At 59.9% G+C, this 21,669-nt stretch carries 19 protein-coding genes; 12 read left to right on the top strand and 7 right to left on the bottom strand.

Annotated features, from left to right (window positions below; translation table 11 throughout):
• Positions 1-4 precede the first annotated feature (4 nt).
• The 3 genes from ACFVSJ_RS19530 to ACFVSJ_RS19520 all read left to right on the top strand — a co-directional run bounded on the left by ACFVSJ_RS19530 (position 5) and on the right by ACFVSJ_RS19520 (position 7,120).
• Positions 5-6,127 (top strand): GH-E family nuclease, encoded by a 6,123-nt coding sequence (locus tag ACFVSJ_RS19530; protein ID WP_387438690.1) that lies wholly within the window; start codon positions 5-7, stop codon positions 6,125-6,127.
• A 6-nt stretch (positions 6,128-6,133) separates the two neighbouring features.
• Positions 6,134-6,526 carry an ankyrin repeat domain-containing protein gene (locus ACFVSJ_RS19525; RefSeq protein WP_387438688.1) on the top strand — a complete coding sequence of 131 codons (393 nt, stop codon included), beginning with the start codon at positions 6,134-6,136 and terminating at the stop codon, positions 6,524-6,526.
• A 276-nt stretch (positions 6,527-6,802) separates the two neighbouring features.
• Positions 6,803-7,120 (top strand): DUF6188 family protein, encoded by a 318-nt coding sequence (locus ACFVSJ_RS19520; protein WP_387438685.1) that lies wholly within the window; start codon positions 6,803-6,805, stop codon positions 7,118-7,120.
• Between the two features lie 554 nt (positions 7,121-7,674).
• Here the strand turns inward: ACFVSJ_RS19520 and ACFVSJ_RS19515 are convergent.
• Both ACFVSJ_RS19515 and ACFVSJ_RS19510 read right to left on the bottom strand, forming a co-directional pair.
• The gene (locus ACFVSJ_RS19515) at positions 7,675-8,271 is read right to left on the bottom strand and encodes a hypothetical protein (protein ID WP_387438683.1); all 597 of its coding nucleotides are present in this window, start codon (positions 8,269-8,271) and stop codon (positions 7,675-7,677) included.
• Between the two features lie 111 nt (positions 8,272-8,382).
• Positions 8,383-8,634, bottom strand: coding sequence for a hypothetical protein (locus tag ACFVSJ_RS19510; RefSeq protein ID WP_387438682.1), 252 nt, complete (start codon positions 8,632-8,634; stop codon positions 8,383-8,385).
• A gap of 45 nt (positions 8,635-8,679) precedes the next feature.
• On the opposite strand from ACFVSJ_RS19510, the gene ACFVSJ_RS19505 reads away from it, so the two are divergent.
• The gene (locus ACFVSJ_RS19505; RefSeq protein ID WP_387438681.1) at positions 8,680-9,030 is read left to right on the top strand and encodes a hypothetical protein; all 351 of its coding nucleotides are present in this window, start codon (positions 8,680-8,682) and stop codon (positions 9,028-9,030) included.
• A 178-nt stretch (positions 9,031-9,208) separates the two neighbouring features.
• Here the strand turns inward: ACFVSJ_RS19505 and ACFVSJ_RS19500 are convergent, their stop codons facing one another.
• From ACFVSJ_RS19500 to ACFVSJ_RS19490, 3 genes are all read right to left on the bottom strand, one after another.
• Complete coding sequence (locus ACFVSJ_RS19500) at positions 9,209-10,633, bottom strand: hypothetical protein (RefSeq protein ID WP_387438680.1); 1,425 nt, start codon at positions 10,631-10,633, stop codon at positions 9,209-9,211.
• 127 nt (positions 10,634-10,760) lie between these two features.
• A complete protein-coding gene (locus ACFVSJ_RS19495) occupies positions 10,761-11,099 on the bottom strand; it encodes a helix-turn-helix domain-containing protein (protein WP_387438678.1) in 339 nt (112 codons plus the stop codon).
• Positions 11,096-12,208, bottom strand: coding sequence for a tyrosine-type recombinase/integrase (locus ACFVSJ_RS19490; RefSeq protein WP_387438677.1), 1,113 nt, complete (start codon positions 12,206-12,208; stop codon positions 11,096-11,098). Before ACFVSJ_RS19490 ends, ACFVSJ_RS19495 begins: the two co-directional genes overlap by 4 nt.
• A 507-nt stretch (positions 12,209-12,715) precedes the next feature.
• Here ACFVSJ_RS19490 and ACFVSJ_RS19485 point away from each other — a divergent pair.
• The 3 genes from ACFVSJ_RS19485 to ACFVSJ_RS19475 are packed head-to-tail and all read left to right on the top strand — an operon-like array spanning position 12,716 to position 15,609.
• The gene (locus ACFVSJ_RS19485) at positions 12,716-13,801 is read left to right on the top strand and encodes a tyrosine-type recombinase/integrase (protein ID WP_387438676.1); all 1,086 of its coding nucleotides are present in this window, start codon (positions 12,716-12,718) and stop codon (positions 13,799-13,801) included.
• Positions 13,794-14,147 carry a helix-turn-helix domain-containing protein gene (locus ACFVSJ_RS19480; RefSeq protein WP_387438674.1) on the top strand — a complete coding sequence of 118 codons (354 nt, stop codon included), beginning with the start codon at positions 13,794-13,796 and terminating at the stop codon, positions 14,145-14,147. The genes ACFVSJ_RS19485 and ACFVSJ_RS19480 overlap by 8 nt, the downstream gene beginning before the upstream one ends.
• Positions 14,140-15,609, top strand: coding sequence for a Fis family transcriptional regulator (locus tag ACFVSJ_RS19475; protein ID WP_387438672.1), 1,470 nt, complete (start codon positions 14,140-14,142; stop codon positions 15,607-15,609). The genes ACFVSJ_RS19480 and ACFVSJ_RS19475 overlap by 8 nt, the downstream gene beginning before the upstream one ends.
• On the opposite strand, the gene ACFVSJ_RS19470 is transcribed toward ACFVSJ_RS19475, so the two are convergent.
• Positions 15,593-15,664 (bottom strand): DUF6924 domain-containing protein, encoded by a 72-nt coding sequence (locus tag ACFVSJ_RS19470; RefSeq protein ID WP_387438829.1) that lies wholly within the window; start codon positions 15,662-15,664, stop codon positions 15,593-15,595. The two genes, ACFVSJ_RS19475 and ACFVSJ_RS19470, sit on opposite strands and share 17 nt — an antisense overlap.
• 142 nt (positions 15,665-15,806) lie before the next feature.
• Between ACFVSJ_RS19470 and manD the strand changes: the two genes are divergently transcribed.
• The 5 genes from manD to ACFVSJ_RS19445 all read left to right on the top strand — a co-directional run bounded on the left by manD (position 15,807) and on the right by ACFVSJ_RS19445 (position 20,939).
• Positions 15,807-17,018, top strand: coding sequence for a D-mannonate dehydratase ManD (gene manD / locus ACFVSJ_RS19465; protein ID WP_387438671.1), 1,212 nt, complete (start codon positions 15,807-15,809; stop codon positions 17,016-17,018).
• Positions 17,019-17,065: 47 nt separating this feature from the next.
• Positions 17,066-17,977, top strand: a complete 912-nt coding sequence (locus ACFVSJ_RS19460) for a sugar kinase (RefSeq protein ID WP_387438828.1) — start codon at positions 17,066-17,068, stop codon at positions 17,975-17,977.
• Positions 17,968-19,425, top strand: a complete 1,458-nt coding sequence (locus tag ACFVSJ_RS19455; protein ID WP_387438669.1) for a mannitol dehydrogenase family protein — start codon at positions 17,968-17,970, stop codon at positions 19,423-19,425. Before ACFVSJ_RS19460 ends, ACFVSJ_RS19455 begins: the two co-directional genes overlap by 10 nt.
• Positions 19,418-20,038, top strand: coding sequence for a bifunctional 4-hydroxy-2-oxoglutarate aldolase/2-dehydro-3-deoxy-phosphogluconate aldolase (gene eda, locus ACFVSJ_RS19450; RefSeq protein WP_387438668.1), 621 nt, complete (start codon positions 19,418-19,420; stop codon positions 20,036-20,038). Before ACFVSJ_RS19455 ends, eda begins: the two co-directional genes overlap by 8 nt.
• Positions 20,039-20,177: 139 nt before the next feature.
• Positions 20,178-20,939, top strand: coding sequence for a phosphotransferase (locus tag ACFVSJ_RS19445; RefSeq protein ID WP_387438667.1), 762 nt, complete (start codon positions 20,178-20,180; stop codon positions 20,937-20,939).
• 69 nt (positions 20,940-21,008) lie between these two features.
• Here ACFVSJ_RS19445 and ACFVSJ_RS19440 read toward each other — a convergent pair whose 3' ends face one another.
• On the bottom strand, positions 21,009-21,608 hold the full coding sequence (locus ACFVSJ_RS19440; protein ID WP_387438666.1) for a PadR family transcriptional regulator: 600 nt from the start codon (positions 21,606-21,608) through the stop codon (positions 21,009-21,011).
• Positions 21,609-21,669: the final 61 nt, after the last annotated feature.

Raw genomic sequence — 21,669 nt, 5'->3', positions numbered from 1 at the left:
CCCGATGACGATTGTTAAAGCACTAATCACGGCCGCTCTTTCGGGTGCATTGATCGTCAGCGGCAGCGCCTTCAGCGCCTTGCCCGAACTGCCTGGGATGGCTGCTGCCACTCCTGAGAATGCTGCCGAGGACATGGAGCCGATTCCTGTCGATCGTTGGACGGAGCAGCCGCCGCCGTCGCCACCCCGATCAGGCGTGGACGCAACTGCAGCTGCTGCAACTGCTGACACAGTCATTGGTGACGCCACAACGGCAAACACTGTTGCTCTGCAGAGCAAGCAATCCACCAGAATTCCGTTGATGGCTACGGTCCCGACGAGTGGCAATGGCACGTCAAACTTCACGACTGTGCCCGGCATCGGATCGGGGGCATGGGGAACTACAGGGCAGACCGGTGGCTTCACGTGGAACTATCCTTTTCCTATCCGGAATGCACCTGCGGGCAAGTCCCCATCGCTGGGCTTGTCGTACGACTCAACTTCGCTCGACGGATTGACCAGTGCAACGAACACCCAAGCTTCTGTTGTCGGGGATGGCTGGCAGCTATCGGGTATGGGATCCATCCGCCAGAAATTCGGTTCTTGTCGCGACCAACTGCCGGTTGGCACGAAGACCTTCGATATGTGTGGTAATCCTGACGGCAAGCAGTTCAGTATCTCGTTTGGCGCTCGGTCCGGGTTGATCGTCGAGGACGCCACGCAGTCCGATCCCAAACTGAAGTATCGTCTGCAAAAGGACGATGGCAGCCGCCTGGAATATGTTTCCAACGGCACAACGAACGGCACAAGGTTTGGTGAGTACTGGCGCCTGACTGACCCAGAAGGCACGCAGTACTTCTTTGGATTGAACCGGCTACCCGGGTGGGTAGCCGGCAACGCGACAACCAATTCGGCAGACTATGTCCCTGTTGGCGCAGCCAACGGAAATCAACCGTGTGCTTCGACTAGTCTGAAGGCCTCTTTCTGCCAACAGGCGTACGCTTGGAACCTCGACTACGTGGTGGACATCCACGGCAACTCGCAAGCGTTCTACTACACCCAGGACACCAACTTCTACGTTTCCGAAGCTGGAACGGGCACAGCCTTCAGCTACGTTAGAGCCAGCAGGCTTGTGCGTGTGGACTATGGTATGCGCGCCGGCGCCGAGCTGACCGCGAAAGCGCCGATGATCGTGAACTTCGGCTACACGGGCCGCTGTGAACAGGGCAGCGACTGCTCGGCGGGCAATGACGTTCCGTACGAGGAGTTCAACTGCTCCACCGCTTCCGGCTGTACAGTGCAGGCTCCGACGTTCTACACGCACTACCGGCTGTGGACAGTTTTGTCCCAGACGCTCGTGAACGGCACCAGCTACGGGAACACGGACTATTGGTACCTGCAGCACAGCATGCCAAATCCGGAGGATGCTGTTGGTGCACGTCCGGCGTTGTGGTTCAAGTCGATCACCCATTCAGGTGCCGACACCACTTCGACCGGCATCACTTCCTGGGTGACAGACCCTCCGACGGAGTTCGACGGTCACGGCAAGATGAACAGGGTGTGGGATGTCCGTTCCGGTCAGCCTACGATGAACCGCATTCGTCTGGATTGGATAAGGAATAGCACCGGTGCGACCACGACGGTGGCGTACAAGCTCAAGCCCGACTGCACTGAAGAAGATGTCAACCAAGACGGCGTTAACGACATCGTCCCCGAGAGCAACACCAAAATGTGCTTTCCGCAATGGTGGGTACCTACTGAACCCATCGTTCAGCCTGAGATGATGTCGTACTTCAATGTCTGGCCCGTCGAGGCGGTAACCACGACGCCAAGCATGGGTGTTGACGGCAGCACCCCTGTCATGACGCGCTACATCTACGATGGTGATCCTGTATGGAAGTACGCTGGGCCGAAAATCGACACCAGCAAGGGCGGTTCTAAGAAGACCTGGTCCGTGTTTGGTGGATGGTCCCAGATTAGGACCATCACGGGCAACGACCCAGTTCAGAGCAATAATCCCTACACAGTTACGAACTACTTCCGTGGCAATGACGGCACACCGGCCAACTCTTCGGGGGCCATGCGTTCGGTCACGCTGACATCTTCCGATGGTGTGACGGCCAGTGTTCGGGACTCGCCATGGTTCGCGGGGCGCGTCCTTGAAAAGCGCAGTTACCGGGGAACCGGCGGGACGTACATGACGGGCACCATTTCCTATCCGTGGAATTCAAGCGCGCCTACTGCGACATCAACGACTGCTTTGGGTTCCGTAAAGGCTTACTTCACGGGGACAGCCTGGACTCAAACCCAGATCTCCTCAGGCCAAGGTAACGGATGGCGGAAAACCAAAACCTCCAACACCTATGACACCCTTGGCCGGGTTGTGGCCGTCAGCGATGACGGGGAACTCGGAACCCTAGCCGACGACAACTGCACCATAACCAGCTACGCCGATAACCCGGCTTCAAACATCCTGTCCCTGTCAGCTGTGACGTCCACCTACTCGGCAGTTTGTAATACGCCCGGCGTCACCTTGTTGAAGTCAACGAGGACTCTCTACGATTCATCAACGTCTGCTGTCCCGGGAAGTGTCGGGTACGTAGCTCCGACGAAGTCTGATAGAACTCGCGTTGATACGGCCACTGCTGTGGCTGGAGGTAATGTTTCTGTTTGGCAGAACGGCCCCACGACGGTCTATGATGCGCTCGGCCGACCAACCCAAGTGACGGACACCAGCACAGGAACTACTCGTGTCACGAAAACGGTGTACACGCCCCTCATCGGCCCAGTCACCAAGGTTTCGACTACGAATGCTGCCCAGTGGGAGACGTACACGGAGTACGACGCGATCCGTGGCAACACTCTCAAGACGGTTGACCAAAACGGGCGAGAGACCAGCACTGCATACGATCCCGCTGGTAGGGAAATCAAGTCGTGGGACGTTCGTCGCCCTCGGAGTGCGAACCCGAATGATCCGTCGGTGATAACGACTTACAGCGTGTCTAAGGCAAGTCCATCCTGGGTGAAGAAGTCCGTCATCAACGGCTACGGGCAGCGAACCGAGGGCTACACGATATATGACGGCATGGGACGTCTGCGGCAGACCCAGTCCGTCTCTCCGAGCGGCGGCAGCGTCGTCACGGACACGACTTATGATTCCGCTGGTAGAAAGGATCTGGTCCGTAACCCGTATTACGTGTCGACGAATCCGGACGGCGTTCTCGTCACACCGTCCATTGCCGTACCGTCATCTACGCTGTTCGACTATGACGCGTATGGGCGCATCGCCGCTGAACGTAAGATGCGCTGGGACAACGATGAACTCTGGAAGACCCAATACAGTTACGGGGGAACAGATACAACCACATCGGCCGTTACCTCAACCGCTGGATATGTGGATTCTCCGGTCACTACGCTCGTGAATACCAATGGTCAAATCCAGAGCCGGAAGATGTACTACGGCACTACTGCCTCCGGAGGAGCTGACGTCAGCTCCTATGTCTATGACGTGTTTGGACAGCTCATCCGCATGGGCGACGGCTATAACCTTTGGTCCTGGGCTTATGACGCATCAGGACGATTGATCAGCAGTGAAGACCCTGATACGGGAACGACGACCACCGCCTATGACGCGGCCGGACGCGTTGCCTCCCGTACGGATGAGTTGAACACCATCACAAAGTACACGTACGACGTGCTGGATAGGATCACCAAGCAGACCGTCACCCCTTCAGGGGGTGCCGAGAAAGCACTTATTACAAACACTTACGATGGGGCAGGGAGTCCCCAAGGTGTGCTCACTAGTTCGACCAGAAACAATGGCGCGGCGTTCGATCAACCGGTCACAACATCGTTCAGTGGCTTCGATCTCGCGTATACACCCGGAACTAAGGTGACAAGTCTCCCTGCCGGACTCACAGGGTTTGGTTCAACATCTTTCACATTCACAAATACCACCACATTTACTGGTAAGACTGACGTCGCGGGCACTCCTGCAATTGCAGGTTTGGCAGCAGAAACTGTCACGAACAGTTACGACGTTTTCGACAACCCAAATGAGGTCCGTTCAGGCGCTACGTACTACGTCGGTGGAGGGTCCTACAACCGCCTAAATCAGCTCGCTTCATACTGGCAGAAGGACGGCAATTACAGCTCTGGCGCCAACACGACGGGCAGAAACTTCATCACCTACAACTGGGACGCAACAACTGGACGACTCAGCGACACCGTCGCGTCTAATACGATTAGCAACGTCGCCGCGGAAACGGATCTTGGAACCACCCGGTATACGTATGACCCGACTGGCAGAATCACCGAACGGGAGCAGACCTACGCATCCAGGCTCACTTCACCGACGGATTCTCAGTGCTATAGCTACGACTACGCAGACAGAATCAAGGCAGTCTGGACGCCAGCTAACGCCGCTTGTGGAACGGCGCCAGCATCCACTGCAACGAATGTCTCTGGTTTGGGCGGGCCTGCGCCTTATGCGCAGACGTACACATACACGGCGTCGGGTGACCGCTCTCAGGTCAAGCGTTTTGGCTCCAATGGCACCCTGGCTGTTACAGAGGACTACACCTACCCTGCCCCGGGATCAGCAGGGGCCCACCGACCTCAGACAGTTTCGTATACTCCTGCGGGCGGTTCAGCGACTAGCCGGACTTTGACCTGGGATGCCGCAGGTCGGCTTATCGGGCGAGCCGGGCAGACGCTTACCTACACGCTTGATGGACGGTTGGATACTACCGCCGGTATCAGCACTCTCCCGGCCAACCCGAATCCGAACGCAGCTGCAGGAACACCTCCCGCCGCGGCATCGGGGGTCGCCGATGATGCCGGCGGACGGTACTACGATGCGGCAGGGAATCTCGTCGGGGTCACCGACGGAACCGGAACTACCATTACGTTGGGCAGCATCACAGCTCATCACAGCACATCAACAGGTACTAAGACGGCGACGAAGACGTACGAGTTCGCCGGAAAAGTCATCGCTCAACGCTCAACGACCGCCGTAGCAGGGGCAACCAAACTTGCCTTCATCATCGGTGACAACGTGAACACCGCTCAAACCATGACCCTGCCCAACACAACTGCGGGCACTACAAACATCACTACACTGGTGCGGCGCACAGACCCTTTGGGTCTGGCACGCGGAGCCAACGGCACTGCCTCGGGTAACAACGCCTTTGGCGCCGCGGCCAACTCCACGGCGGGAACTGGGAGCAATTCGGCTAACCCGCTAGGGTTTAGTGCCGTCAACGGATACATTTCCGGTCTCGATGACACCGCAAGTTCGTTGACTCATCTTGGAGCGAGGGAGCTTGATCCCGCCCTCGGTATCTTCACTGCCCCGGATTCAGTCCTGAACACTGACGACGTCCGCGGTTTCACCCCTTACACCTACGCGTTCGGCAACGTCATCAACTCATCTGACCCGACGGGGCTCTTCCAGATACCACTCTTGGAGAGCGAGGGCAGCTCCGGTGTTAGCGGCTTGTCGCCTGAGGAGGTCGATTCCATCTACCGGGGTGGTGACATTTTCACGTATGTGCTGGCCATGAATCCTGGTAGTAGGTTGGCCTCGGGTGGGGGCGGGGTCGATTGGGGCAACTCACCCAAGCGCAACAACCGGGACGGGTGGAGGAACTCGATTGCGGGCGATCAGCTTAGCCATAAGTTCACCGATCCAAACGAAGAACTGGAAAATCGATGGAACGCCGTATCGAACTCCGCTGATATCTTCCTGACGTTTACTCCGTTGGGTGCGGTAACTGTCCCGGCAAAGCTCAGGACTGTGAGTCACGCCCCGGCTGCTGCCAAAGTGGCTGACGACGTAGCCCAAGCCGTGGACGCCGTCGCAAGACGTGTAAAGCTGAGGACGGGAACCAAGGCCAAAATTCAAGAAGACCATCCGAAGACCATCAATGGAGACTTCATTGATCCCAACACGGGTATGGTGATCCCCAAGTCCGGTCCGTTCCATTATGGGCACAAGCCAGGCTACGAATGGTGGAGGACCCAGCAACGAGCGCGCGAAGAAGGCTGGAACCGGCAACAAGTCATAGAATTTGAGAACGATCCAACCCACTACCACATCGAGGATCCCACCTCGAACATGAGCCATAAATTCGAACAACCGAGGTAGAAAAACGTGGACCAAGCAGGCCGTACACCATTGCACTATGCCGCCTTTGATGATGACGCCGAAACAATCCAGCAGCTCATCGGGGGAGGAGCATCGCTGGATGCCCAAGACAATCAAGGCTTCACTCCGCTCCACCTTGCTGCCCAGGAGTATTCGGTAGCCGCTGCTTCATCCCTGCTTAAAGCAGGTGCGCTGGTGGACCTGGAAAATGGATTTGGCAACACACCGCTCTTTGTTGCAGTCGCCAACTCAAAGGGTCGAGGTGAGTTGATAAACGTCTTGCGCCTGCACGGAGCCGATCCTCTTCATGCAAATGCCCATGGTCAGACCCCTGTGGGTTTCGCCCGACTAATTGGTAACTATGACGTCCGCCGTTTCTTCACGGACGTGCCCGAGTAGTGCCACATGTGCAACACGCCAACTATTTTCACTCTCGGGAGGTGGCAGCTTTGACATGTGACGGGGAACTGGAGATTGCCCTTCACATGTTTTGGCGAGAGTAATAGCTTATGGACTCGTTTCCTTTTGACGCATTACTGCCATTGTTGTCCGAAAAACGGCCATCATCATAAATGGGGCCAGTGCGTACGAATTTTGCGGGTCGTTTGATACTGCAAATACACAGTCACGGGGACGGTTTTGGTCCTGGAAATACGAAATCAGTAAGTCAGCCGGTTGAACTTTGATCATGCCTTCACGGTCCTTACCGTTGGAGGTGTCGAAGTTCGGCTTGGAAGGCCGTTCTTGTGCCGTGATGTCACAGGTGGACATCGGGTCATTGACCCCGAACAGCGCCCGAGAACCAGTGCTCCGTTCCTGGATCTTCTGGGCGCAGGCATCTCAACCATTACTGCGGACGATGAACGCGGCGATCTCACGATCGATTTCGTAGACGGCAGCAGCTTGCACTGTCCCGCTGGCGAGTCTTTCGAGGCGTGGCCGGTGTCAGCTCCGGACACCGGGAAGTGGGTATCAATGCCAGGGGAGGCGTAGCACAGTGGCCGGCCATGTGGGAGCCAACGTCATGACCGGGAAGCCCCGGGGAGCACGGTCTCTCTGTGGAAGCGGGACTATTCCGCTAGAGGGATCCATCCTGTCGGTCCTGAGCTTCTGCTTCGGAATTGAACCGTAGTGCCTGATTTTCCCTGAGCGTCCATTCGTCGCCGGGCCGGTTGGATGCAGGTAGTAATGCAACGTCGGTCCCCGTATCCAGCCAGCCGGAAGGGGGGGAGGCCGTCGACCCGGGCTGCGGTTACGGCCTTATCAAGCTGGTCCTAGCGGTAAGGTCAGACCGCCCGCAGCCAGCCACTTTTTGGTGGTCTTCGGATGTGTGTGGTGCCAGCAGCGTCCGAGACGGCTTGGCTCGAAGGTATTCACTGAATACCTGCAGCGTGGGGTGGCTGGCGCGCCCGATTACAAGTGAATTGGGATGTTGCCCAGACTGCGACCAGCCCAGCACTGCCTGCATTTCCATGAAGACCATCACGATTCGCTTCGCGTAGCTGTGCTTCATCAGGTTTGCCACAATCCCCGGTGAAGAGATGCTGTCACTGTTCCTCCCTGGCGGACTGTTTGTCCCAGCGCTTGCGGGCGCCTTGTCGAGTGACCCCGAACGCTCGTCCGATCTTGTCCCAGGAGAGGCCGTCGGCGCGGGCTGCGGCGACGGCTCCATTGAGCTGGGCTTCGATTGTCTTGAGCTGTTCGCCCAGGGTGCTGATGGTGTGGAGGTGCAGGTCCGGTGCGATGTGAGAGTGCCATTGATCGATAAACAGCGGTTCGAGGTCTTCCCGGTCGCTGACGTAGGTGGCATCGTCGCTGGACGGATCTCCGGCGTAGATGCGGCGGCGGGAGACGTCTTCCTCGGCGGGGTCCCAGACGCGGGTCCACAACTGATCCATGACCACGTGCTTGCCATGCGGTTCGCAGCTGCAGGCTACCTTCCAGCCGACCACCTGCGACGGCGGCCGCCACGCCACGCTATCGGGATCGTCGTCGTTTTCCCAGATCGTTTTGCCATCCGGGGTCATCAGGCTGATCTGCCTGTGTTTCCCGCCGGCGCCGTACATGCCGTCGGCGAAGACGCACACGACGTAGCCTTCGTGCTCGCTGCCCTCGGTGAACCAGCCCATCGTGCTTCCCTTCATCGGCCGCCACTTGGTACAGTGACAAGTATGCCTGATGACAATGATGGTTGCCAAGAGAGGATACTTAGGCAACCTTAGTGGCGCAATGCTTTATCCGTTTTCTCAGGATGCTCAGGTGCGGCGTTGTTTGAGGGCGATGTAGTCAGACATTCTCGTGGCCGATCTCGCGGCGTGTTGGGCGATGATGGCGGGGCTGTAACCGAGTAGATCCATCAGTGTTCGGGCGTCCATTTCGTGGGTGAGATCGCGCAGCGTTGCATTTCGGGCTCTCTGGCCCTCGATGCCAAGGACTTTGGGGCGTTCGGAGAGCGTCGCCATGTTGGTGCTGGCCCCAGGGATCGATGGCCCCCCGTTATGTGGCACGCTAAGTCGATATGGACTCGCAAAATGAGTTGGAAGGTTGCCAGCATGCCTGAAAGAACAAAGGATGATGCTTCCAAGGTCCGAGCAAGGAGGCTGATCAGATGGCTAGCGTGGGCATACGCCGGCCTTTCAGCTGCATTGCTGCTTCTGGCGCCAGTGATGCGAAGTGAGTCTTTCAGCTTGTTCGTCGCCGTAACTGCTGTGCCGATATTTGGTTACGCCATCGCCACCGTGGGTCGCATGGATCTTGATAGCCCTGCTGGCAACCCTGTCACGAATGCCCTCTTTTTGATCCTCAATGTTCTCTGGTGCTTCGTTTTCGCGTGGACCATCCTGCGGGTCCTACTTCAGGCCGTTTGGGCGGTCACATCTGGCTTTTCGTCCATAAGAAGGTGAAAGGGAAGTTTTTTGCTGCGTAGCTCCATCGGTTTGACAGGCAGCGAGAAGTAATAACCCCGACGGCCTGATTTCGTCGTGCGTTCTCGCGTCAGACGTTGCTGACAGCGTTTCCGGACCCTATTCATTACGTCCTAGAGCGAGGGCAGCGAAACGCGTTATCCGTTCCTCGGGAAGCTCACCTTTCCCGTCTGAGTTGCTTGAGGGCGATGTAGTCAGACATTCTCGTGGCCGATCTCGCGGCGTGTTGGGCGATGATGGCGGGGCTGTAACCGAGTAGATCCATCAGTGTTCGGGCGTCCACTTCCTGGGTGAGGTCGCGCAGTGTTGCGTTTCGGGCTCTCTGGCCATCGATGCCCAGGACTTTGAGTCGTTCGGAAAGGGTCCCCGGGTGGATGTGCTGACCTGCCCGGGTGCCTGGGAAAAGCCAGTTTGTGTTCGTGTTGGTGGTGTTCCGGTTCTCGCTTCCCTGGTGCTGGTTCCAGAACATCCCTGTTAGTGCTTCCGGTATTGCGGCGGGTATGGTGCCCAGCTTGAGGAACATGCCCTCGGGAGTGCTGTCGATGTCGTCCTGGCTGAGCATGACGATCTGGTTGATGGGGTGAGCCCAGAGCAGCAGGATGAGGCCTGCAAGGCGCGTAGATGTGATGACGTGGTTGTAATCGAGGCAGTTGCGGACCAGTTCGATACGTTCCTGTTGGGTGATCATCGGCACGGAATGTGCGGGCCTGAAGGGCACGTCGAGCTTCCCGTAGGGTCTGCGGCCTTGCCGGTTGAGCCAGCGTGCGAAGTTGCGGACATGTTTGTGGGTGCTGGGCCCGATGCTGAGATATTCGTCGATGTGGGCTTGCCTGAGTTCGTCGGCTCCGATGCCATGAGTGTCGCGGAGCCAGATGAGAAGTTTGGCGGCTTCGGTGATTTCCTGTTTGGCTGCGTGGGTGACGGTTTCGAGGTTCACTGTTGGGTCTGTGGCTCTGTCGCGGATGCGTTTGAGGTGGTGCCATGTTGCGAAGCGTTCGATGGTCTGGGCTGTTCCATCATCGGGGAGGTCGCTAATTCTGGTGGCAAGCCATTGCTCGAAGCGTACGAGCTTTTCGTTGCCGCGTCCGGGCATGATGCGGTGGTGCATGAGCAGGTAGCGCAGGTGTTCGGCGGCGGTTGACCGGGGGAGCGCGTCGAAGGCTTCGTGGGTGAGCGGGAGTGTCCGGTCGCCTATGGAGTTCAGTAGTTCCCTGGCGCGTGTGCCAGGGCGCATGTAGGTGTAGATGCTTTCGGGCCTGCCGGTTTCGGTGAGGAGGCTGATGAGGCGGTGGAGGCTGAGGTTATCACCGGGTTTGAGCACTGCGGTGAGGTCGTCTTGGAGCGCGCAGCGGATGCAAAGGCCGGCCCGGAACCTTTCGATTTCGCGGTTGCATCGGGTGCAGGTGAGGTCGGTGGTGATGCCCGCGCAGTCGCGGCAGATCGGTTGGTGGTCGGGGGAGCGGCCGGGGAGCATACGGGTTTCGAGGCAGCGCGGGCATCTGCCGCGAGTGTGGGTGGCGTCCGTGAAGCACGCTCCGCAGACCGGGCCGTCTGGCCAGCGCACCCGGATCTTGGCCACCATTAGGTTGCACCGGCCGCAGAGATAATCCCCGCTGGAGCGTGGCCGGCCACGTTTCCTGGGCGTGTGCAGGTGATTGAGTGTGGGCGGCCGCGCTGATCCGTTGCCTCCGGTGGCGGGCCGTCCCGGGTTAGCCATCGTCCTCGACGATTCGTGCGCGCACTGGGCGGTATTTGTGCAGGTCAGGGATGTCTTCACCGGCAGCCTTGCGGTGCCGGATGGTCTTGGCTTCGGTGGCTGAGTAAGTGATGAGGTCGTTGGGTGTTACGTCCAGGGCATCACAGAGGGCGACGAGAACCTTGAAGGAGATCCGTTCGGGCTCTTGGGTCACGATCCGCCAAATTGCGTTGGCGGTCAGGGTAATGCCGCGATCGTGCAGGAGAGCAGCGAGCTCCTTGGCGGTGTGAACCCCTCGACGGGCCATGATCTCGCGGACCCGCCAGGTGTAGGCGATTTCTCGTCTGCTCATGGGTGCTTCCTTTCTGAGGGCAGCGCCAGGGCCGCTTTGATGGTTCGTTCATGCACTTGCTCAAGGGCTAGTCGCTGGTAGTCAGGGGAGGGCAGGGTATATAGGGAGGTCGTGTAGGCGTGATCATGGCCCAGTTGCAGCTGCACGAAGGTCAGATCAAATCCTTCGACCGTGCTCAGGTGCGTGGCGTAGGAGCGGCGGAAGGAATGCAGGTCCAGCCCTTTCGGGTATCCCAGCTCATCCAGGAAGTCATGGAGCCGGTCGTTCAGATGCGACTCACTGACGACTTTCCCGCCACTGGTGGGGAACAGGTCCGTGACCGGATAGCCATAGCGGGGGAGCCCGTTCTTGATCCAATCGGCCACCATCTCCGCGGACCACTCCCAAACGGTGAGGACGGACCGGACTTTCTTGGCTGACCCCCTATGCGGTTTGCCCCAGCGCACCAGTACGACGCCATGGTCTCCGAGGTAGGGTGCCTTGCCGGTGCGGGAAAAATCGGACACCTGCAAGCGGCGGAATTCCTCGGAGCGCAGACCCCAGCTGTAGGCAGACTTGAAAGCAATCGCGTCACGCCATGCAGACAAGGCACCCTTGCGGCCCGAGTCCAGGATCCGCACGACCTCAAGATCTGCCAGGTCGAAGAGTTCCTGCAGCTCACGCTGGCTGAAGGGTCGCTTCCCGGGCCGGGCTTCGGTCGGCTGCGAATGCGTCACCCGGTTCAGTTCCGTCACGACCTGGGCGAAGACCCGCCCAAACAGCTTCGCGCTCTGCTCGCACCAGTCGTACTGGGGGCTGCAGGCATAGTCACAGAACAGCTTCACCGCCCCCTGATACCCCCGGACAGTGCCGTGGGCCAGGTTCCTCACGGCCCGGGCGTGGGAGAAATAGTCGTCCGCGTCGCCCAGGCTCCATTCCCACGGATATTTGCCCGAGAAGTCAACGAGGCTCAAGACAGCATTGCGCTTGGTGCGGATTGTCCCTGGCGAGAAATCCTGCGCACGCTGCTGGCGCTCCCAGCCATCGAGGACAAGGGCCAGGAACGAGTCCGGATCCGGCGTCTGACCGCCGAAAGGAACATAGAGAACATTCCCGTCATCCCGTCCCATGGTTCGCCTCGCATCATCAAGAACCCTTTGCAATTTTCGCACACAGTTTGCGAGAACCGCAATCACTCAGGGGTGAAACCGCAGTTCAGAAGCCAAAAACGGCGCCCACAACGAGCCCGGAACGGCGCGCACCATCAGAACCCCGGCGCTCTTGTCGTCGAGGCAAAATAGCAGGTCAGCACCGCTTTAGGGGAGGTTCGGCAGGCGTTTCCCACATCCTCACGATGTGCAGGAAAAGCACTTAGAGTCATAACTAGTTTACATAACGTCCATTATCGGCGTTTAACTAACGGGAGTAGAAGTAGCTGCGAGAACTCCCGTGCATGAACGAATCCGACGTTTCCGCAGGTCAAGCCAGCTTTGTCGATTGCGTTCACGATCGCGTCTAGGTCGTACTCTTGCGCCCGGATCCCTTACGCCTGTAAGTTTCCTGCATCTAATGCATGTTTCCATGGTTTAGGGGTCGTTGTGAATGATGCCGTTCCGGGTTTCGTCCCGCGGATCCTGGTGGACCCGGATATCGGGTTGTTCCGGGCTGATGAGCGGGTATTCACGGCGATGCTGGATGGCTGGCGTGCTCAGATGCTTGCCCGTGGCCTCACGACAGAGACCATCAAGCAGCGGTGCCAGTTGTTGGAGCGTTTTCAGCGCTTCACGGGTGAATTTCCGTGGCAATGGGGTCCGGCGGACATTGATGATTTCCTGGGTGATCTGCGCTCTGGTGAGAAGCCGATCAGCCTGAAGACGTTAGGCTCGTACAGCAACGCGGTGGCGATGTTCTGCTCGTTCTTGACGCATCCTGCCTACGGGTGGGGCGAGTTTTGTGAACGGACCTTCGGTGATATTCCGAGCCAGATCTGTTTCGAGTGGAACATGCCCCGGCACACCACCGATGACGCCGTCCCGGCGAAGAAGCGCTCGTTCACCAAGGCTGAACTGCAGCGGCTTTTCGACTACCTCGATGACTTGGTCGACCGCGAATACGCCGCAGGCAGCAAGCGTTGGCTGCCCTTGTTGCGCGACTCGGTGGCATTCAAGGTCTGCTATGCCTACGGGCTTCGCCGGCGCGAAATGACCATGCTGGACCTGGAAGATTTCGGTCCGAATCCGCACGTGAGCGATTACGGACGTTTCGGGGCAGTTCAGGTACGGTTCGCCAAGGGCACGGCAGGCTCAGGACCCAGAAAGCGGACCGTGTTGACCGTGCCGGAGTTCGACTGGGTCGTGGACCAGCTCAAGACCTGGACAACCGGCGGTATGCGGCAACAGTTCCCGACAGCCGAGCGCTCCTCGGCTCTGTGGCCCAGTGAGCGCGGCGCCCGGATGTCTCTGGGTTCCTTCGGGGACGCGTTCGCCGCCGCACGGGACGCCGTCGGGTTACCGCAGGAGTTGGGCATGCACTGCCTCAGACATTCCTACGTGACCCATCTGATCGAGGCCGGCTACGACGAAGCTTTTGTGCAGACACAGGTGGGACACTCCTACGCTTCAACTACAGGGCTCTACACCTCGGTATCGTCGGACTTCAAGCAGAAAACCGTGCAAAAGATGATTGCACGACGCATCGCGAACTTGGAGGACCCAGATGCCTGAACAGCGCCGGATCGGCTACCGCTGGAACCTGCGAGCCCTGATGGCCAAACAGAACCTCTGGAAGACCACCGAACTGATGCCGCTCCTGAAGTCCCGTGGCATCAACCTCTCTGAAAGCCAGGTCTATAGGTTGGTCACCTCCACGCCGGAACGCATTCCGGCCAGGACGTTCGCCGCGCTCTGCGACATTCTGGACTGCACACCCAACGACTTGTTCGAGCCTTTCGTGGAGATGCGCGCCGCCGCGACAGCCAATGCTCCCAAGCGCAGCGAAGACCTCGGCATCCAACCAGGCAACCCCATCGCCCGACGCGTCCGGCTCGTCACTTCCGAGGACGATGAGTAGGCCCCGCAAAGCAGAGGACCCCATCCGTTGGCCGGTCCCCTGCGGCCGCTGCCTCCAACACCACCAAACCGTTGCACGGTGGCCCGACGGCGGAGTCTGTCTCTACTGCTATCAGCAAGCAAAACGCACCCGCGGTGCCTGCGCATGCGGCCACGAAGGCATCCTGCCCGGCATCATCGATGAACAACCTGCCTGCCGGAACTGCTCAGGCGTTCGACTCAATATCGACTGCCAGGGCTGCGGAGCTGAAGACGAACTCTATACCGGTGCGCGCTGCTGGACCTGCGTCCTCGGCGGCACCGTGGACAACCTGCTCACCAACCCGGCCACGGGAATCATGGCCACCGAACTGATCCCATTGGCAACAGCCCTGAAGACCATGAAACGGGCCAACAGCGGCCTGACCTGGATCCGGCAAAAGCACGTCACCAACTTCCTGCGAAACCTCGCCACCGCACCCACAATCAGCCACGACACCTTCGACGAACTACCCGACTCACGCACCCGCGAATACGTCCGGGGACTCCTCACCGAACACGGCGTTCTCCCCCAACGAAATGCTTTCCTGACGCGCTACGACAACTGGGCCACCCAAGCCATGGAACGCGTCAACGACGCACAGAACCTTGACGTGATCCGACGCTACATCCGCTGGCACCACCAACGACGCATGAACAACATGGAAGAAGTCACCCGCGGCACCTACCTCCGCGCCAAACAGGAAGTCACCGTCGCCATCGAGCTCCTCAACTGGCTCACCAACCACGACATCAAACTCCCTGACCTGCACCAAGCCCACCTGGACGTATGGCAAGCCGAAGGACCCACGACCAGGCGCATCGCGGAGCGCTTCCTCAAATGGGCCATCAAAACCAAAACCGCACCCGCCGGGCTCGTCATCATTCCGCACCGCCGCGGCACCAGCCCACGACTACCCAAAACCGGTCAAGACCAAGCACTCCAAAAGGTGATCCACACCAACGAACTCGAGAACCGCGACCGGGCCGCCGCCATCCTCATCCTCGTCTTCGGACAACAAGCCGAAAACATCGCACGCCTCACCTGGGACGACGTCACCGTCACCGACGACCAAGTCACCATACAGCTCGGCAGCATCCAGATCGCCTTGCCAGAGCCTCTATCGCAACCATGGCGGGAGCTCGCCGCGAACCCCGGCAACGAACTGACCGCCGCGCACCCCAACACCAAATGGGTGTTCCGCGGAGCATCACCCGGACGCCACATCAACCCAGGACACCTCACGACCCGCCTCAGCAAACTCTTCAGCACCCGCGCCGCACGCCTGGGAACACTCCACGAACTCACCAAACTCGCACCCGTGGCCATCATCGCCGAGACCCTCGGCTACTCCCCCACAACCATCGAACGCCACGCCACCGACTCAGCCGCCGCCTACGCCCAATACATCGCCGCGGCGAGGACGGTCAGGAAAAGCCTCTGAACACGCCGTCGTGGTCTGTGCTCTCTGCGAACTCTTCCCAGTCCATGTTGGAAATGTTCAGGTTGTTCTCGACTCCCCAGCCAACTGGGCGGCAAGGAGTACGCGGAGTGGACTGTTCCCCAGGAACCCGCCACCGGCAACACTGTCAACCCGAGCACCAGCTCGCTCAAGTAACCAAAAGCCGAAGGAACAAATCAGTGAAGATCACCGATGCACGGGTAGTGGTCTCGTCCCCCGGACGGAACTACGTGACACTCGTTATTGAAACAGAGGACGGAATCACCGGCATCGGTGACGCAACCCTCAACGGACGGGAACTCGCCGTCGCGTCCTACCTCTCCGAGCACCTCTGCCCGCTGCTGATAGGACGCGACGCCCGCCGGATCGAGGACACCTGGCAATACTTCTACAAGGGCGCTTACTGGCGCCGCGGGCCGGTGACCATGACCGCGATCGCCGCGATCGACGTCGCACTCTGGGACATTAAAGGCAAGGCCGCAAGCATGCCGGTCTACGAACTCCTCGGAGGCGCAGCCCGTGAGGGCGTCATGGTCTACGGCCACGCCAGCGGCACCACCCTGGATGACCTCAGCGCTGACTTCCAGCAGCACCTGGACCTTGGCTACAAGGCCATCCGCGCCCAGGCCGCCGTTCCCGGCCTCGACAAAACTTACGGGATCGCCCCAGTGGACGGGAAGCTCTACGAGCCCGCCAGCAGTAACGTTCCGCAGGAAGACACGTGGGAAACCACGGCGTACTTGGATTTCGCACCGAAAATGATGGCCCAAGTCCGTGAACAGTTTGGCTACGGAGTACATGTCCTCCACGATGTCCACCACAGGCTCACGCCGATCGAGGCCGGTCGTTTGGGGGCTTCGCTGGAGCAGTACCGGCCCTTCTGGATCGAGGACCCAACACCGGCGGAGGACCAATCGGCCTTCCGTCTCATCCGCCAGCACACCACCACGCCGATCGCCGTGGGCGAGGTCTTCAACTCCATCTGGGATTGCCAGCAACTGATCACCGAACGCCTCATCGACTACATCCGGACATCCGTCTCGCATGCAGGCGGCATCACGCACCTGCGCCGGATCTTCTCCCTGGCCGATCTCTACGGTGTCCGCTCGGGCTCGCACGGCGCCGGCGACCTCTCGCCGGTATCCTTCGCGGCCGCTTTACACGTGGACCTGAGCATCCCCAACTTCGGCGTGCAGGAATACATGGGCCACCGCGACCCCGCCGGTCAAGTCTTCAAGACCACATATTCCTTCAACGACGGCTACATGCACCCCGGCGACGCCCCCGGCATCGGTGTCGAATTCGACGAAGAAGCCGCAGCGAAGTTCCCCTTCGACCCCAAATACCTGCCCATCAACCGCCGTCTCGACGGCTCCATCCACGATTGGTGAACCCCGTGAACCAAGACCTTCAGCGCGAGCCATTCGACGTCGTCGTCATGGGCGAAATCCTGGTGGAAGTCGCCACCGACGTTCCGTTCGGGCACGGCGTTCCGGCCCAACTCGGCATCTCGGGCGACGCCCTGAACGTGGCCGCTTCCGCCGCCGCTGCCGGCGCCCGGACTGGGCTGCTGGCCGTACTGCCCGACGACGACCTCGGCAAGGCGATCATGGCCAGAATCGCGGAACTCGGCATAGCCACTGACCTCCTAAAGTTCCGTCCGGGCCAGCAAGGCGTGTATCTGGTGCACTCCGATCCCCTCGGGCAGCGCGAATTCTCCTACGCCCGGTCCGGTAGCATCGGTTCCACTCTGGATCCCTTGGACATCGACGAAGTCGTGTTCGCTTCAGCGGGTGTCGTGCTGGCCGGCGGAATCGCCTGTGCCATCTCCGAGTCGTCCCGGGCCGCGGTATTCAAGGCCGCGTCTTTGGCCCGCCGTTTCATCTTCGACCCCAATTTCCGGCCACGACTGACCACAACATCCGCAGCGGCAGGCATGTTGGCCAAACTCGCGCCGCAAGCCTACCTCGTGACGCCTTCCTTCCCCGGGGAGACCTCCGCCCTCCTGAGTGTTGGCACACCGGCCGAAGCCGCAGCGAAGCTCCTCGCCATCGGGGCCGGGAACGTTGCCGTGACCTGCGGTGCCGAAGGAATCCAGCTCGAAGGTCCGGATCTATCAGAGTGGGTCCCCTCCGTTCCTGCACCCTCCGTTGTGGACCAAACCGGCGCGGGAGATGCCTTCGTCGGCACCCTCGCGGCCCGCCTGGTCCTAGGCGACTCCCTTCAGCAGGCAACGCGGTATGGTGCTGCCGCAGCTTCACTCGTGGTGGGTGGCAAGGGTGGCACAGGCTTCATTCCGACGTTTGAACAGACCGCATCACACGCTGAGGGGCAGGCGGTATGCGCCTAAGCCTCGCCTCGTTGGCAAACCGGCCGCTCGCTCTTGACCGGTCAGCACTCAACCCGGGCATCGTCCATCTGGGCCTCGGCGCCTTCGCACGAGCCCACACGGCCGTCTTCACAGAAAAAGCCATGGAACTCTCCGGCGAGTCAGGCTGGGGAATCATCGGCATCACCCAGCGTTCAGACACCGTGGTACAGCAACTCGCACCCCAGGACGGTCTGTTCACCGTGGCCGAACGCGGACAAGCTGCTGCGCCCCTCCATGTGGTCTCCAGCGTTCTGGAGGCCGTGTCCGGGCGCGATAATCCCGTGTTGGTGGTGAAACGCCTCGCCTTGCCGTCAGTTGCTGTGATCACACTGACCATCACGGAGAAGGGCTACCGGATCGATCCGCAAACCGGCTCCCTGAACTTCGAAGATCACCAAATACAGTCCGACCTGGCAGGAAATCCTCCTCAAACCGCCATTGGGCAGATCGTGCGTGGCCTGCAGGAACGCTGCCGCCTGGGTGTCGGCCCCGTCACAGTGGTCTCCTGCGATAACTTCCCCGGTAACGGAGAGCTCACAGAGCGACTCGTGAACGCCTTCGCCGCTGCACTCCCTGCCGCCGAAGCATCGCCCCTCATGGACTGGATGGACCGGAATGTCACGTTCCCCAACACCATGGTGGACCGGATGGTCCCCGCCACCACGCCAGGCGACATTGCCGCCGTCGAACGTGAACTCGACCTACGTGACGAAGCCGCTGTGGTGGCCGAACCCTTCATGCAATGGGTTATTGAAGACAAGTTCGCCGGGCCCCGGCCGCGATGGGAAGACGCAGGCGCCGTGTTCAGCAACGACGTGGCCGCTTGGGAAGCAGCAAAGCTACGCCTCCTCAATGCCAGCCACTCACTACTCGCCTACCTGGGCCTGGCTGCCAGCAAGAAGACCATCGCCGACGCCATCGCCGTGGAATCCTTCCGCGCCGCCTCCGAACGCATGATGTTCCAAGACGTCCTGCCCACCCTGCACCTTCCGGAGCGCCTGGACGGCGAAACGTACTGCAAGCAGGTACTTGCCCGCTTCGCGAACCCAGCGTTGGGCCATACCACCCGGAAAGTGGCCAGCGACGGTTCCCAGAAAGTTGGATTACGGTTGCTGACCACCGTCAGGGCAAATCTCGATGCCGGCCGCACACCCAAGTGGGCCGCGCTGGCCGTCGCGGCATGGATGCATCACGTTGCCACCACCGCGGCCGGGGAACTGAACGATCCCATGGCCGCAGAACTCCACGCCGCACTGCCGACCAACCGCTCCCCAGCTTCCGTGGTCCACGCCTTGCTGGGCGTACGGAACATTTTCGACGACCGATTGGCAACGCATGCCGGCTTCGCGGCACTGCTTGAACACTGGTACGCCATCATTGACGAACACGGGCTCGAAGGCCTGGGAAATGAGATCCTCCATGGCTGACGCTGACTCCATCCTGACCATCTCCCCCGTCATTCCGGTGGTGACCATCGAAGAACCGTCACACGCAGTTCCCCTGGCCCGTGCGCTGGTGGACGGCGGAATCCCGATCATCGAACTGACGCTGCGCACTGCAACTGCGCTCGAATCCCTCCGCTTGATCGCCGACGAGGTCCCGGACATCCTGGTCGGCGCAGGAACCATCCTTACGCCAAGCCAAGCCGATGCCGCGGTGGCCGCAGGAGCAGGGTTCCTGGTCAGCCCAGGTGTCACGGCCGACCTGTTGCGCCACATGCTGATGCTGGATGTTCCGCTGCTTCCAGGAGTCGCGACAGTCGGCGAAGTCATGGCCGTCCTAGAGCAAGGCCTGGATATCATGAAATTCTTCCCTGCGGGACCGGCCGGAGGACCTTCCTACCTGGCTGCCGTCGGCGCACCCATCCCCCAGGTAACGTTCTGTCCTACCGGCGGCGTCAGCCTGGTGTCCGCTCCGGCTTACCTGAAGCTGCCCAACGTGGCGTGCGTCGGCGGCAGTTGGCTAACGCCACGCGACCTGGTGGAAGGCGGAGACTGGTCCGCTATCACCGAACTGGCCCGCGAAGCTTCGCGGCTGTAAAACCGGGAACAGTCGGACGCTCGTCGACAGGAGCACTGCACACGGTTATCCACTCGGCGGACGGAGGCGTAAATCGTTGGCGGCTTCTCAAGTCATCGCCTTTTTGCTCGTCCTCGTCGCGGAGCAGTAGCCTGCTTCAATGGAGGAAGTCGAACAGGATCTGAAACCCGGCAATGCTTATGCCCGGGTTGTTCGCATAGGCGGGACAGTCCGAAAGCCGTGGCTGAAAAATTCGGCGGCAGTGCAGGGCTACCGTACTTCCCTCCGCGCCGCCGGCGTGGACGTCCCCGCGCCCCTTGGCAAGGACGACCAGGGACGACAAATCATCGAGTACGTACAAGGCGTCATTGCGATGGGGCGGTTACCGATGGTGCACGCTGACCTGTTCCGAGTCGGGCAAATAGTCCGGCAAATCCACGATGCGAGCGAATCCATTCCCCTGCCGGAGACTGGGGCATGGCAACCGCTGCTACCCGCAGAGACCCCGAACCTCATGTGCCACAACGATCTTGCCCCTTGGAACCTTGTCCTGGGAGAACGCTGGGTCTTCATCGACTGGGATGCTGCCGGCCCGAGTACTCGTCTGTGGGATCTCGCTCACGCTGCCCAGTCATTCGCGATGCTTTTTGAGGGCCAGGCAGTTGATGACGCAGCCTCTCGTCTCAGTGCCGTCGTTGACGGTTACGGAGCCGACGCGGCCCTCCGCAAGGATTTGCCGATAGCGATGGTCAAACGGACCGCAGCTATGTACGACCTGCTGCGATCATCCTATGAGAAGGGGCTTCAGCCGTGGGCAGACATGTACACCAACGGACACGGGCACCACTGGCTTGCGGCTTCTGAGTACATTCTTCGGCACCGGACGGCATGGCAACGAGCGCTCGGCAGCGACCGAGGTTAGTCCTCTAGACCCGACGTGAGGGTGGCACCGGATATCCATGCCAAACATTGCCATTTGGCGGTTCTCCGGCTAGCTCGCTTGCGCGACGTGGCCTGATAACGAATCGATCAGAATCAAACCGCGTTTTCCCCATTCGATTTCCGTCTCGGCGCGGGCCACAAGACCTTCATAGGTGAACACTTTGTAGGCAATGGTTCGTTGGTGATCTGCCTCGGGTGTCTGCGCTAGTCGTTTGTTCATCATCTCGTTGGTTCCTGTTTTCAGCCCCTCGATCATTGCCGACCACTGACTTCGGCGTTGAATGTGATGGTCAATATGGTCCTGCATATGCCGACGTGCCGTTGCGGGGTCTGTCCATTCCAAGTAGGCGGCCTTGAGGTGTACGGGGTCCCGTTCTCTGGAATATTCCACGGGTTCGATCATCCAGTCCTGGAACGCCTGCCGTCCTTTGGCTGCAATCTGGTACTGCGTCTTTTTGCCCCGCTGCCCCCACGGGACTTCTGTGGCGGAGAGCAACCCGGCCTTTTCCATGCGCCTCAGCTCAGGGTAGATCTGTGAATCCGGAGCATGCCACACGTAGGCGACAGAAGATTCGAATCGTTTCGCCAGGTCGTAGCCGGTCATCGGCTCCACCGAGAGGAGGGCCAGTAGGGCGTACCGGAGACTCATCGCGCTTATCCTTTCTGGACTCTTGCAAATAACTATATAGATAGATAGTCTGTGACCCAAC

This window comes from Paenarthrobacter sp. NPDC058040, assembly GCF_042885775.1.
Taxonomy (GTDB): domain Bacteria; phylum Actinomycetota; class Actinomycetes; order Actinomycetales; family Micrococcaceae; genus Arthrobacter.
The sequence above is the reverse complement of the archived record's forward strand: the minus strand, read 5'-3'. Positions and strand labels throughout refer to the sequence as shown.